10 protein-coding genes are annotated in these 13,724 nt (G+C 72.1%); 3 read left to right on the forward strand and 7 right to left on the reverse strand.

Features of this window, described 5'->3' with window-relative positions; all coding sequences use genetic code 11:
- The first annotated feature begins 136 nt into the window (after window positions 1-136).
- Window positions 137-2,407 (forward strand): MMPL family transporter, encoded by a 2,271-nt coding sequence (locus OHA99_RS07020; RefSeq protein ID WP_366473951.1) that lies wholly within the window; start codon window positions 137-139, stop codon window positions 2,405-2,407.
- A gap of 78 nt (window positions 2,408-2,485) precedes the next feature.
- On the opposite strand, the gene OHA99_RS07025 is transcribed toward OHA99_RS07020, so the two are convergent.
- From OHA99_RS07025 to OHA99_RS07045, 5 genes are all read right to left on the reverse strand, one after another.
- Entirely contained in the window at window positions 2,486-3,742 is a 1,257-nt protein-coding gene (locus tag OHA99_RS07025; RefSeq protein ID WP_405698914.1) for a glycosyltransferase, read from the reverse strand.
- Window positions 3,743-3,810: 68 nt separating this feature from the next.
- Window positions 3,811-4,590 carry a 23S rRNA (adenine(2058)-N(6))-methyltransferase Erm(O) gene (gene erm(O), locus OHA99_RS07030; RefSeq protein ID WP_405694743.1) on the reverse strand — a complete coding sequence of 260 codons (780 nt, stop codon included), beginning with the start codon at window positions 4,588-4,590 and terminating at the stop codon, window positions 3,811-3,813.
- A 359-nt stretch (window positions 4,591-4,949) separates the two neighbouring features.
- Window positions 4,950-6,242, reverse strand: a complete 1,293-nt coding sequence (locus OHA99_RS07035; RefSeq protein WP_405694745.1) for an ABC transporter substrate-binding protein — start codon at window positions 6,240-6,242, stop codon at window positions 4,950-4,952.
- Entirely contained in the window at window positions 6,242-7,075 is an 834-nt protein-coding gene (locus tag OHA99_RS07040; RefSeq protein ID WP_042821841.1) for a carbohydrate ABC transporter permease, read from the reverse strand. The genes OHA99_RS07035 and OHA99_RS07040 overlap by 1 nt, the downstream gene beginning before the upstream one ends.
- On the reverse strand, window positions 7,072-8,019 hold the full coding sequence (locus OHA99_RS07045) for a carbohydrate ABC transporter permease (RefSeq protein WP_405694747.1): 948 nt from the start codon (window positions 8,017-8,019) through the stop codon (window positions 7,072-7,074). The genes OHA99_RS07040 and OHA99_RS07045 overlap by 4 nt, the downstream gene beginning before the upstream one ends.
- A gap of 179 nt (window positions 8,020-8,198) precedes the next feature.
- Here OHA99_RS07045 and OHA99_RS07050 point away from each other — a divergent pair, with 179 nt between their 5' ends.
- Window positions 8,199-9,065 carry a phosphotransferase enzyme family protein gene (locus OHA99_RS07050; RefSeq protein WP_405694749.1) on the forward strand — a complete coding sequence of 289 codons (867 nt, stop codon included), beginning with the start codon at window positions 8,199-8,201 and terminating at the stop codon, window positions 9,063-9,065.
- A gap of 25 nt (window positions 9,066-9,090) precedes the next feature.
- Here the strand turns inward: OHA99_RS07050 and OHA99_RS07055 are convergent, their stop codons facing one another.
- A complete protein-coding gene (locus OHA99_RS07055; RefSeq protein ID WP_165684433.1) occupies window positions 9,091-9,825 on the reverse strand; it encodes a 3'-5' exonuclease in 735 nt (244 codons plus the stop codon).
- A gap of 128 nt (window positions 9,826-9,953) precedes the next feature.
- Window positions 9,954-11,201: an SAV2148 family HEPN domain-containing protein gene (locus OHA99_RS07060; RefSeq protein WP_164382491.1), complete on the reverse strand. Its 1,248-nt coding sequence runs from the start codon at window positions 11,199-11,201 to the stop codon at window positions 9,954-9,956.
- A gap of 367 nt (window positions 11,202-11,568) precedes the next feature.
- Here OHA99_RS07060 and glgX point away from each other — a divergent pair, with 367 nt between their 5' ends.
- Window positions 11,569-13,677, forward strand: coding sequence for a glycogen debranching protein GlgX (glgX, locus tag OHA99_RS07065; protein WP_405694752.1), 2,109 nt, complete (start codon window positions 11,569-11,571; stop codon window positions 13,675-13,677).
- Window positions 13,678-13,724: the final 47 nt, after the last annotated feature.

Here is a 13,724-nt window from a genome sequence, read left to right on the forward strand (position 1 = left end):
GGCGGTACGGAGGGATGAGGGCGACGCCGCCGCACGTCACCGGAGAGCACGACGCGACGGCCTTATGCGGCCCATACCTTCGAAACGCAAGGTGGCGGCAGGGGGCCGGCACCGCTCATGAGGGGGCAGGCCGGTCATGCGGAACCGAGAGACACGGGTGCGGGGCATAGCCGCCCGGGCGGGCGGCTGGAGCGCCCGGCACCGATGGGCCGCCGTCGGGATCTGGGTGCTGTTCGTCGTCCTGGCGATGGGGCTCGGTTCGGCGGCCGGCCGGGTCGACGTCAAGGACAGCGACCAGATGGGCGGCGAGACGCACACCGCCGCCAGGATCGTCGAGGACGCCGGGATCGACGAGCCGGCCGGCGAGACCGTCCTGATCCAGGCGAAGGACGGCGGCGTCAAGGCCACGGACGCCGAGTTCCGGGCCGCGGTCGACGCGGTCGTCGCGGCGGTGGAGAAGACCGGGAAGGTCACGGGCGTCACCTCGCCGTACGACGCCAGGACGATCTCCAAGGACGGCCGCAGCGCGCTGGTGCAGTTCGACATGCGCGGCGAGGCGGACACCGCGGGCGAGCGGGTCGAGCCGGTGCTGAAGGCGGTCGAGGGCGTCCAGAAGGAGCACGACGCGCTGCGGATCGAGGAGATCGGCGGCGCCAGCATGATGAAGACGTTCGACGACGCGTTCGGCGACGACTTCAAGAAGGCCGAGTACTCGGCGGTGCCGGTGGCGCTCGGCATCCTGCTCGTCGCGTTCGGCGCGCTGGTGGCGGCGCTGGTCCCGGTGGCGCTGGCGATCACCGCGATCGTCGCGACGATGGGCCTGATGGGCCTGGTCAGCCACGTCCAGCCGATGAGCGAGACCGCGAACTCCGTGATGCTGCTGGTCGGTCTGGCCGTCGGCGTCGACTACTGCCTGTTCTACCTGCGCCGCGAGCGCGAGGAGCGGGCCGCCGGCCGGGACGCGCAGACGGCGCTCAGGATCGCCGCCGCCACCAGTGGCCGGGCGATCGTCGTCTCCGGTGTCACGGTGTGCGTGGCGATGGCGGGCATGCTGTTCACCGGCATCGCCGAGTTCGAGGCGATGGGCCTGGCCTCGCTGATGGTGGTCGCGGTGGCCATGGTCGGCTCGGTGACGGTGCTGCCGGCGCTGCTGTCCCTGCTGGGCGAGCGGGTGGAGAAGGGCCGCGTGCCGTTCCTGCGCCGGCGCCGGCCGAGCGGCGGCACCAGTGAGGGCAGCCGGTTCTGGACGGCGGTGCTGAAGCGCGTACTGGCCAAGCCGCTGCTCGCCGCCGTGGTCGCCGTCGGCGCGCTGCTGGCGGTCGCCGCGCCCGCCTTGGGGATGAAGACGCAGAACCTCACGCTGGACCAGGAGTTCGGCGACTCGCTGCCCATCGTGCAGACGTACAACCGGGTCAACGAGGCGTTCCCCGGCGGGTCCGACCCGGCCGAGGTGGTGGTGAAGGCCGACGACATCAACGCGCCCGAGGTGCGGGCCGCGCTCGCCGACTTCCGGGAGCGGGCGGTCAGTTCGGGGGCCTCGCGCGGTCCCGTGGACATCACGGTGCACGGCCGGCAGAACGTCGCGCTGGTGTACGTCCCGCTGGTGGGCGGTTCCGACCAGGACAAGGCGGGCGAGAGCCTGGACAAGCTCCGGGACGACGTGCGGCCCGCGACGCTGGGCAAGGTCGAGGGCGTCGAGGCGCCGATCACCGGTCAGGTGGCCGGCAACAAGGACTTCAACGACCAACTCGTCGGCTCGGTCCTGCCGGTCTTCGCCTTCGTCGTGGTCTTCGCCTTCCTGCTGATGCTGCTGTCCTTCCGCTCGCTGACGGTCGCGCTCACCTCGATCGTGCTCAACCTGCTGTCGGTGGGCGCGGCGTACGGCATCCTGGTCGCCGTCTTCCAGCACGGCTGGGGCGCCTCGCTGGTGGGCGCGGAGGGCGTGGGCGCCATCATCACCTGGCTGCCGCTGTTCCTCTTCGTGATCCTGTTCGGCCTGTCGATGGACTACCACGTGTTCGTGGTCTCCCGGATCCGTGAGGCCCGGCTGCGCGGGCGCTCCACCCGGGACGCGATCCAGCACGGCGTGGTCACCACGGCGGGCGTCGTCACCAGCGCCGCCGTCATCATGGTCGCGGTGTTCGCCATCTTCGGCACGCTGTCCATGCAGTCGATGAAGCAGATGGGCGTGGGCCTGGCGGCGGCGGTGCTGATCGACGCGACGATCATCCGGGGGGTCCTGCTGCCGGCCGTGATGTCGCTGCTCGGCGAGCGCAACTGGTACCTGCCGAAGTGGCTGCACCGGCTGCCCGACCTGACCCACGACGAGTCGCCCGAGGCGGTCGCGCCGACGGTCCGGGACGGCCAGGGCGAGCGCGGGGAGCGGGGCGAACCGGTCGGGGTCTGACCGGTTCACTCTCCGCCAAGGCCGGAGGGCCCGTCGGTTCCGGGGGAACCGACGGGCCCTTCGCCGTACCGTGCCGGGTCAGACGCGCGCGGCGGCCAGCTCCGCCTCGACGAGGTCGGCGGCCCGCCGGGTGCCGCCCTCCCGGGCCATCTGCCCCTGGATCTCCCGCAGACGTCCGGCCACCTCCGGGTCGTCGACCAGGGCGAGGGCGGCGGTGCGCAGCGCCTCGGCGGTGGCCTCCTCGGTCGGGAGCGTACGGGCGACGCCGAGACCCTCGAGCATGCCGGCGTTGCCGAACTGGTCCGCGGCCTGCGGTACGGCGATCATCGGAGTGGCGGTCGCCAGTCCCTCCTGGCTGCCGCCCGCGCCCGCGTGGGTGACGAACAGGTCGGCCTGCTGGAGCACCGCCAACTGCGGTACCCAGGTGCGCACTTCCACGTTGTCCGGTACGTCGCCCAGCTCGGCGGCGTCGACGTGCCGGCCCACCTGGAGCACGGTGTGCCAGCCGGGCAGCTCGCCGAAGGCCCGGACGCACTCCCGGTAGAACGCGGGCTGCTTGGTGAAGGCGGACCCGAGGGAGACGAGGACGACCTTCTCCGCGCCCTCGGGACGCGTCCACTCGCCCTCGGCGGTGCGGTCCCCCTGGCAGGCGCCGACGAAGGTGTACGCCTTCTCGTCCACCCGCTCGGCGTTGGGCTGGAGCGCCTTGGGGATCAGCACCAGGGAGCGGTCGGGGCGGCCGACGAACGGGTCGGGGTGGTCGGTGATCCCGTTCTCCTCCAGCCAGGCGTGGAAGCGGGCGTAGTACGCCTGCCCGCGCTCGGTCTTCAGCGGCTCCTCCCACATCGGCTCGCCGACCTCCTGCTCGTACCCCTCCCAGGCGACCATGCAGGGCGACAGGGAGATCACGGGCACGTTCCAGCGGCGGCCGAGGACGCGGGCGGGGTAGGAGCCGATGTCGTGCAGGATCAGGTCCGGCTCGTCCCCCTCGTAGGCCTCGGCCATCTGCGGGAGCGCCTGGATCGCGTCGTCGAGGAAGGGCTCGACGTTGTCCAGCAGGGTGCTCCCCCACGCCTCCGGGTCGGCGTCGGGGCCGGGCAGGATGCTGTTCCAGAGCGTGGGTTCGGCGCCCGTCCCGGCGACCTTGTCCGCGAGGAGCGGCGGGATCGCGTACGTCACCCGGTGCCCTCGTGCGACGAGCTCGCGGATCACCTCCAGGCTGGGGTTCACGTGGCCGTGGGCGGCGATGGAGAACATGGCGATGTGCGCGGGGCGACTGGTCATGCGACGACCGTATGCGAGACGAGACGTCTCGTGCAACTCTTTTCGGTTCATCTCGTGCGGCTCCTTCGGGTTCATCTCGTGGCACTCCTTCGGGGTCATTTCGTGGCACTCCTTTCGGTTCACGGCGCCAGCTCCTCGTGCAGCCCCAGCCACCGCTCCGGGGCGACCTCGCCGACGAGCGCGCCGGGGTCGAGCCGCGCGGCACGGAAGGCCACGTCCACCCGGCGCCGGGGGTGGGCACGCCGCAGGGAGGCGTGCAGTGAGCCGCCGACGCCCGAGAACCCCAGCTCGACCAGGTCCGCCCAGCCGCGCCCGGCGGCGGCGCCGATCAGCGGGGCGGGACGGCGTTCGATGCGGAGGATGCCGGCGTCGACGCGCGGCGCCGGGCGGAAGCGGAGGCGGCTCACCCGGCCCACCAGCCGCCACTCGTGCCGCGGCCAGGTCAGGACCGTGAGCAGAGTCCAGCGGCCGTAGTCGCCGGTGCGTTTGCGGGCGTACTCGAGCTGGGTGATGAGGGTCGCGTCGGTGAGGCCGGGCGCGGTCAGGCACCAGTCGACGATGTCGGCCGTGCGCGAGAAGGGCACGTTCCCGGCGACCGAGAACGGCGTGCGCGGGGCCCGGGCGGCGAGGAAGTCACCGGGGACGACGCGGACGTGCGGGCTGCGCGCGAAACGTGCGCGGAGTCCGGGGACGAGCCGCGGGTCGATCTCGTAGACGTGCAGCTCGCGGCTGCGGCGGGCGAGCGGCTCGGTGAGCGCGCCCTTGCCCGCGCCCACTTCGAGCACGAGGGGAGGGCGTGAGCGGTCGGCGGCGGCGAGCCGGGCGACGTGCTCGGCGGTGGCGCGGTCGGCGAGGAAGTTCTGCGAGAGCGTGCGGGCACGCTGGGTGGGGCGGGCCATGGCCTGCGGTCCTTGTCTTCCGTGACAGGAGGGGAAAAGGGCAGCCGAAGGCCCTGACCGGAAGACGAAGGCAAAAGGGAATGCGGAGGCTCAGCCCCGCCGCACGTGCAGAGGACGCGTCGGGCGCGTCGGGCGCGTCAGCGGCGGGGGGACCCCGGGCCGGTCAGGGCTCCGGGGCCGCGCCGCATCCTGATGGAGTACGTGCAGCCCCGGCCTAGACCGGAGTTGAAGATCGCGTTGAAAGCTGCCACGGACGCGACGCTAGGCGGGCGGGCGCCCGGCGGGCAACCGGTTTTCGCGCGGGCGGCCGTCGACGGACCTTCGGAGAGCGGCCGTCGACGGGGTCTCCGCGGGTGCCGTCAGCGCTGGTAGCGGGCGAGGACCAGGTTGCCGTCCTCCTCGAGTCTGTGGCGCAGCTCGTCCATGCCGATCGCCCCGCTGTAGTACTCCTGGAGCGCCGGGGTCGCCACCTTGTCCTTCCACTCGGCGTAGCCCCGTACGGACTGCGCGGGCGCCGAGCGCAGGTGCTCGGCGAGGGCGGTGCCGGTGGCCCAGCCGTGCTCGTCGGTGTGCAGGGCCGGGTCCTTCAGGGCCTGCACACCGGTGGGCAGCATCCAGTCGCCGAGTGCGAGCCGCACCATGTTGTCCGGCTGGAGGAGGAAGTCGACGAACGCGGCGGCCTCCTTCTCGTGCGGGCTGTCCTCGGCGATCGACAGGGTCTGCGGGCTGACCCCCTGGGCTAGCCCGTCGGCGCCGGCCGGGGCGGGCAGCACCTGCCAGTCGAAGCCCTCGGGGGCCTGCTGCTCGATCTGCTGGCGGTAGGAGAAGCCGAGCGGCACCATCGCGTACTTGCCCGCGAAGAAGCCGGGCAGCGTGTCGGAGCCGCCGCTGCCCAGGGTGGTGGGCGAGGCGCTGTGGTCGGTGTCGACCTGGTCGTGCACGGTGCGGGGCACCACCTGGTCGCCCGTCTCAAAGCGGACGGTCACCTTGCCGTCGGCGCCGCGGTGGAAGAGCTGTCCGCCGGTGGACAGGGAGAGGTTGAGCGTGGCGGACACGGGCTCCTTGAGCGGCCAGGCCACACCGTACGTCCCGTCGCCGCTCAGCTCCTTCGTCACCTGCCGGAACTCCGGCCAGGTCCAGGGGTGTTCCGGCGTCGGGATCCGCACGCCCGACTCCTTCAGCAGGGTCGCGTTGGCGATCAGCACCCGCGGCTCCTGGAGGAACGGCACGCCGTAGACGCCGTCGCCGAAGGTGACCGTCTCCCAGCTGCGCTCCGGTATGTCCGACGTCAGCCGCGCGGGCAGCAGTCCGGTGAGGTCGGCGAGGTAGCCGCCGTAGGCGAAGTCGGCGAGGTCGTCGGAGGCGTCGTGGATGATGTCGGGCGCCTCGCCGCCCTCGAAGGAGGTGAGGAGCTGGTCGTGGACGCTGTCCCAGCTGCCCTGGACGTACTCGACGCGCACGTCGGGGTGGCCGGCGTTCCATTCCCGCACCAGTTCCCTGTTGGCCTTCACCGACTCGTCCTGCCAGGCCAGGGACTGGAAGCGGAGGGTGATCCGGCCGTCGTCCGCCCCGTCGCCGCCGCCCGAGCAGCCCGCGAGCAGCAGGACGGCACAGGTGAACAGGGTGAGGATCCTCGTACGCGTCCGCGTCATCAGCTCTTCACCGCCCCGGCGAGCATGCCGCCCGTGATCCGCCGCTGGATGAGGGCGAAGACGAGCAGCGAGGGCAGTGTGGCGAGGAAGGCCGCCGCGGCGAGCGGTCCGAGGTCGGCGACGCCCTCGGCGCCGATGAAGTGGGTGAGGATCACGGGCAGCGTCTGTTTCTCCGGTGTCTTCAGCAGCACCAGCGCGAAGAAGAACTCGTTCCACGCGGTGATGAACGCGAACAGGGCCGTCGCCACGATCCCCGGGGCGAGCAGTGGCGCGGTCACCGAGACCAGGGTCCGCAGCCGCCCGGCGCCGTCGACCGCGGCCGCCTCCTCCAGCTCGCGCGGCACGGCGCGGACGTATCCGGCGAGCATCCACAGGGCGAACGGCAGCGACCACACGACGTACACCATCACCAGGCCGGGGACCGAGTTGATCAGGCCGAGGTTCTTGAGGACCAGGAACAGCGGGATGATCAGCAGGACGAAGGGGAAGGCCTGGCTGACCACGACCCACCCGGTGGCCGCCTTGGTGAGCCGGCCGCGGCGGCGGGCCATGACGTACGCCATCGGGGTGGCGATCAGCACCGCGATCACGGCGGCGCCGAGCGCGGCGAGCAGGGAGTTGAGCCCCGCGCGCAGCAGCGGCTGCTCGTCGAAGGCCTGCCGGAAGTTGTCGAGGGTGGGGTGCTCCGGGATCCAGGTGGGGTGCAGACTGGCCAGCTCGCGCGGCGGTTTGAACGCGATGGAGATCAGCCAGAGGAACGGGAAGGCCAGGAAGACCAGATACGCGAGCAGCGCGGCGTACTGGCCCACGCGGGCCCCGGTCGAGGTTCTCACGCCTCGTCACCTCCCTTGGTTCCGCCGCGGAGCCGGCCGGCGAGGAAGACGGCCAGCAGGATCGAGATCAGGGCGACCATGACGCAGCCCATCGCCGCCGCGTAGCCGAACTGCCCGTAGCGGAAGGCCTCTTCGTAGGCGAAGAGCATGGGCAGCCGGGTGCGGCCGCCGGGGCCTCCGTTGGTCAGCACGTAGACCAGGGCGAAGGAGTTGAAGTTCCAGATGAGGTTGAGCGCGGTGATGGCGAGCGCGACGGGTCTGAGGGCGGGCCAGGTGACGGTGCGGAAGCGGCGCCAGGCGCCCGCGCCGTCCACGGCGGCCGCCTCGTGCAGTTCGCGCGGGGTGTTCTGGAGTCCGGCGAGCAGGGCGACCGTGGTCTGCGGCATGCCGGCCCAGACGCCGACGACGATGACGGCGGGCAGGGCGGTGCCGAGGCCGCTGAGCCAGTCGTGGCCGTTGCCGAGGCCGAGGTCGCGCAGGGTCTCGTTGAGGATGCCGGCGTCCGTGTTGTAGACCAGCCGCCACATGATGCCGACGACGACCTCGGGCATCGCCCAGGGGATGATCGCGAGGGCGCGGGCCGCCCAGCGCAGCCGGAGGTTCTGGTTGAGCAGCAGGGCGAGGCCGAGTGCGAGCAGGAACTGCGGGACCGACACCCCGACGGCCCACACCAGGCCGATCCGGAACGACTCCCAGAACAGCGTGTCGTGCAGCAGGTCCTGGAAGTTCAGGGTGCCGATCCACTCGGTGGGCTCCGTGCGGCCCGACTGGGCGTCGGTGAACGCCAGCACGATGCCGTAGAGCAGCGGCCCGACGCTGAGGACCAGAATCGGGATCAGCGCGGGCAGCACCAGGAACCAGGCACCGTGGTCCGGTCCGCCCCGTGGACGGTCCGGGCCGGGCGCACGGCGCGCCGGTCTCCTCGACTCGGTCACCAATGTCACGTAATCAACCCCTTTGCGCGGCTCGGACGGGCCTGGCCATGGTCGTGAAGTGACCGTGTCCCGTCAAGGGCCCGCGTACACGCTCCCACCTGTGCGAATGCGACACTGACCGACGGACGGCGGGAACACCGCGACCGGCGGGAACACAGAGCACACCGAAGGCACGGAGGCGCGAGACGATGGACGAGGCACGGGCGCGGGAGGTGCTGGCCGCGGCGGACGTGCTGCCCGGGCCGACCCGGGAGGCGCGGCTGCTGGCCCTCGGCGAGAACGCGGTGTTCGCCGCCGGCGGCCTGGCGGTCAAGGTGGGCCGGGACGCCGAACTCCTCGCGCGGGCGCGCCGGGAACTGGCCGTCGCGCTCTGGCTCGAGGAGGCGGGCGTGCCGGCGGTGCGGGCGGCCGAGCCGACGGCGCTGATCGTCGACGGGCACCCGGTGACCGTGTGGCGGCGGCTGCCCGACCCCGTGCGGCCCACCGAGCCCCGGGACGTGGCCGCGCTGCTCCGGCTGGTCCACGAGCTGCCCCTCCCCTCCTCCTTCGAGCTGCCGCCCCGCGAGCTGCTGGGCGGTGTGGAACGCTGGCTGCGCCTGGCGGGCGACGTGATCGACCCGGCGGACGCCGCGTATCTGCGTGAGCGCCGGGACGGCTTCGCGGCGGCCGCCGCCGCGCTCACCCCGCGGCTGACGCCGGGACCCATCCACGGGGACGCGCTGCCCCGCAACGTGCACGTCGGTCCCGACGGGCCGGTCCTGATCGACCTGGAGACCTTCTCCGCCGACCTGCGCGAGCACGACCTCGTGGTGATGGCGCTGAGCCGGGACCGCTACGGGCTGCCCGCCGAGGCGTACGACGCCTTCACCGCGACCTACGGCTGGGACGTGCGCGCGTGGGACGGCTGTGCGGTGCTGCGCGGCGCCCGGGAGACCGCGAGCTGTGCCTGGGTGGCCCAGCACGCGCCGAGCAACCCGAAGGCGCTGGCCGAGTTCGAACGCAGGGTGGCGTCGCTGCGGGAGGAGGACCCCGGGGTCCGCTGGTACCCCTTCTGACCCGTGGGGGTGCGCGGGACCGGGGTCACACCCGCTGGTCGGCGGGCTCCTCGGCCGGCTCGCGCAGCGGCCAGGTCCCGTCGACGACGGCCGTGGCGTCGCCCTTGCGCCGCAGGAAGCTCTGGAAGTCCGCCGCCCACTCGGCGTACCACTCGATCTGGCGGCGGTGCAGGTCCGCCGGACCGAGGGCCGCGACCTTCGGGTGGCGGCCGGCTATCGCGCAGGCCAGCCGGGCAGCGGCGAGGGCGTCTGCCGTGGCGTCGTGGGCGGCGTCGAGCGGGACGCCGTACTCCCGGCAGACCGCTTCCAGGTTGCGCTTGCCCCGGCGGTAGCGGTCGACGGAACGGTCGATGGTGTACGGGTCGATGACGGGGGCGGGGTCCAGGCCGCCCAGGCGCTCGCGCAGGGACGGCAGTCCGTGGCGCCGCAGTTCGGCGGAGAGCAGGGTGAGGTCGAAGGCCGCGTTGTACGCGACGACCGGGACGCCGGCCTTCCAGTGGTCCGCGAGGACATCGGCGATGGCGTCCGCGACCTGGTCGGCGGGGCGGCCCTCACTGGCCGCGCGTTCGTTGCTGATGCCGTGGACCGCCACCGCGTCCGCCGGGATCTCCACGCCGGGGTCGGCCAGCCACTCCCGCCGGCCGAGCGGCTCCGAGCCCCTGACCTCTATCACGGCACCCGTGACGATGCGCGCCTCGCGCGGATCGGTGCCCGTCGTCTCCAGGTCGAAGCCGATCAGCAGCTCCCGGTGCCAGCCCATGGGCGGTCCCCCTTCTTGGTGGTGCGTTCCCCCAGTGGTCTCCACCTTCGCACGGGCCACTGACAATCAGAGGACCGCATTCCGCTTACGCCCGCCCGGCCCCGCGTCGGCCCCGGAGCGGACGGCGTTCACGACACCGGGCGTGAATCCGCCCACATCAGCTCGAACTCCTCGCGGTAGGTGGGGAAGAGTCCGCCTTCGTCGAGCCGGTCCGACTTCACCACCTTTCCGCCGTTGCGTCCGTTGCGCAGGACGAGGACCGGCGCCTCCATGCCCCGGGTGCGACGCAGGTAGGACTGCACCACCGCGACGCCGTCGGCGCCGTCCCCGTCGACGAGGTAGGCCGTGAAGCGGGGTGTCTCGTCGAAGACCTGGATCTCGAAGGCGCCCGGGTCCCGCAGCCGGGCCCGTACCCGGCGCATGTGCAGGATGTTCATCTCCACGGCGCGGCTCAGCTCGCCCCGCTTGATGCCCAGTTCGCGCTCGCGGCGCTTGATGGCGCTGGAGGCCGGGTTCAGGAAGAGCAGCCGCACCCGGCCGCCGCCCTCGGCCATCCGCAGCAGGCGGCGGCCGGAGAAGTTCTGCACGAGCAGGTTGAGGCCGATGCCGAGGGCGTCCACGCGGCGGGCGCTGCCGAACAGGTCCTCGGCCGGGAACTGGCGCAGCAGCCGCACCCGGTCCGAGTGCACGGCGACCACGTCGGCGTAGCGGTCCCCGACCAGGTCCTCCACCGCGTCCACCGGGAGCCGGCGCGCGGACGGCACGTCGCTGCCCGCGCCGAGCACCTCGAGCAGGCGTGCGGAGGCCCGTTCGGCCTGGTTCAGGACCGCCTCGGACAGGGCCCGGTTGCGGGAGACGACGTTGCGGGTGACCTCCAGCTCGTCCAGGGCCAGTTCGACGTCGCGGCGCTCGTCCACGTAGGGCTCGAAGCAGGGCCAGTGCTGCACCATCAGCTCGCGCAGCTGGGGCAGGGTGAGGAAGCTGAGGACGTTGTCGTCGGCCGGGTCGAGGAGATAGCCCTTGCGGCGGCTGACCTCGCGCACCGCGACCGCGCGCTGCACCCACTCCTGGCCGGCGGGTCCGGCGGCGGCGACCACCCAGTCGTCGCCGTGCACCGGTTCGTAGACCGGCCGCAGGACGGCGGCCACCACCGCGCGCAGCCGCTGCTCGACGAGGTTCAGCCAGATGTAGGCCCGGCCCGCCCGCTGGGCGCGGGTGCGCACCTCGTGCCAGGCGTCGGAGTCCCAGTCCAGCTCCGGACCGATCGCCCCCGCGTTCATCGGCCGCGCCAGGGACACCGCACCGGGCGGGACGTCCGCGGAGTCCCCCTGATGACCCTCGTCACCAGGCGGCAGCTCCAGCCCTCCCGAGCCCACCCGAGTACCGCCTTCCGCTCCCCCGGTCACTGCCGGGGACACCCCGTCCCAACGATCAAGGAAGGGTACTCCGCCAGCGGTCCGCGGTGCAGCCCGATGGACGGGCCGGTTTTCACCAACCTCCTTGATCCACAGGCGTGTTCCTCCGGCGCTCACACCGGGGAGTGAGCGGATTCATAGCGGTGACGTGGCCGGGTGCCGCAGCGGCGGCTCCGCACCCCTCGCGGCGACGGCTGCGGAGGGAACGCCGCCCGGGTGGGTAGGAGGACGTACGTGCTAGGTGGTCGCCTCACTTTCGGGGAGACTTCCGGGGGACTCGGAGCCAAGGCGTCCGCACCGGCGCCCCACACCTGAAAGAGTCGTGTTCATGCAGGTCTGGCCTGGAGAGGCGTATCCACTGGGTGCCACGTACGACGGCGCCGGCACCAACTTCGCGGTCTTCACGGAGGCCGCCGACCGAGTAGAGCTGTGTCTGCTGCACGACGACGGCTCGGAGACGGCGATCGAACTGCGGGAGAGCGACGCGTTCGTGCGGCACGCGTACGTGCCGGGCGTGATGCCGGGGCAGCGGTACGGGTACCGCGTGCACGGCCCGTACGCCCCGGAGCGCGGACTGCGCTGCAACAGCGCCAAGCTGCTCCTCGATCCGTACGCGCGTGCGATCAGCGGGGAGGTCCAGTGGGGCGAGGAGGTGTACGGCTACCACTTCGGCGCACCCGAACGGCGCAACGACCTCGACTCGGCCCCGCACACCATGACGTCGGTCGTGGTCAACCCGTACTTCGACTGGGGCGACGACCGCCGCCCCCGGACGGAGTACCACCACACGGTGATCTACGAGGCCCATGTGAAGGGCCTGACCATGCGCCACCCGGGTCTGCCGGAGGAGCTGCGCGGCACCTACGCGGCCCTCGCGCACCCGGCGCTCATCGAGCACCTCACGGGGCTGGGGGTGACGGCGCTCGAGCTGATGCCGGTGCATCAGTTCGTCAACGACCACCGCCTGGTGGACATGGGGCTCAACAACTACTGGGGCTACAACACGGTCGGCTTCTTCGCACCGCACAACGCGTACGCCTCGTGGGGCGACCGCGGCCAGCAGGTGCTGGAGTTCAAGTCGGCGGTCAAGGCGCTGCACGAGGCGGGCATCGAGGTGATCCTGGACGTGGTCTACAACCACACGGCCGAGGGCAACCACCTGGGCCCGACGCTGTCCTTCAAGGGCCTCGACAACCCCTCGTACTACCGGCTGGCCGACGATCCCCGTTACTACACGGACACCACGGGGACCGGGAACTCCCTGCTCATGCGGTCCCCGCACGTACTCCAGATGATCATGGACTCGCTGCGGTACTGGGTCACCGAGATGCACGTGGACGGGTTCCGTTTCGACCTCGCGGCCACCCTGGCCCGGCAGTTCCACGAGGTGGACCGGCTGTCGTCGTTCTTCGACCTGGTGCAGCAGGACCCGGTGGTCTCGCAGGTGAAGCTGATCGCCGAGCCGTGGGACGTGGGCGAGGGCGGCTACCAGGTGGGCAACTTCCCGCCGCTGTGGACCGAGTGGAACGGCAAGTACCGGGACACGGTGCGGGACCTGTGGCGCGGGGAGCCGCGCACGCTGGCGGAGTTCGCCTCCCGGCTGACCGGTTCGTCCGACCTCTACCAGGACGACGGGCGCCGCCCGCTGGCCTCGATCAACTTCGTGACCTGCCACGACGGCTTCACCCTGCACGACATGGTGGCCTACAACGACAAGCACAACCACGCCAACGGCGAGGACAACCGGGACGGCGAGAGCCACAACCGCTCCTGGAACTGCGGCGTCGAGGGCGACACCGACGACCCGGCGGTGCGGGAGCTGCGGGCCCGGCAGATGCGCAACTTCATCGCCACCCTGCTGCTCTCCCAGGGCGTCCCGATGATCAGCCACGGCGACGAGTTCGCCCGCACCCAGCGGGGCAACAACAACGCCTACTGCCAGGACAACGAGCTGGCATGGGTGGCCTGGCCCGACGACGACCACGGCCTCCTGGAGTTCACCCGCGCGATGGTGTGGCTGCGCAAGGACCACCCGGTCCTGCGCAGGCGCCGCTTCTTCCACGGGCGTCCCGTGCAGGGCACGCACGACGAGCTGTCGGACATCGCCTGGTTCACCCCGGAGGGCGCCGAGATGACCCAGCGGGACTGGAACTCGGCGCGGGCCTCCGCGCTCACGGTGTTCCTGAACGGCAACGCGATCTCCGAGCCCGGTGCCCGTGGGGAGCGCATCGCCGACGACTCCTTCCTGCTGATGTTCAACGCCTCGCCGAAGCCGCTCGGCTTCGTGGTGCCGGTCGACCACGGCCGGCAGTGGGAGGTGGTCGTCGACACCGCGCTGACGGAGGGGGTGCCCGCGGGCACCGGGCCGAAGGTGCAGGCCGGGGACCGGCTGACCCTGCCGGACCGGAGCCTGACGGTGCTCCAGCGGCCCGTGTAGGGGCCCTTCCCGGACCGGCCCCCCTGCACCCGTGCAGGGGGGCCGGT

This window comes from Streptomyces coelicoflavus, from assembly GCF_045041415.1.
Taxonomy (GTDB): domain Bacteria; phylum Actinomycetota; class Actinomycetes; order Streptomycetales; family Streptomycetaceae; genus Streptomyces; species Streptomyces coelicoflavus.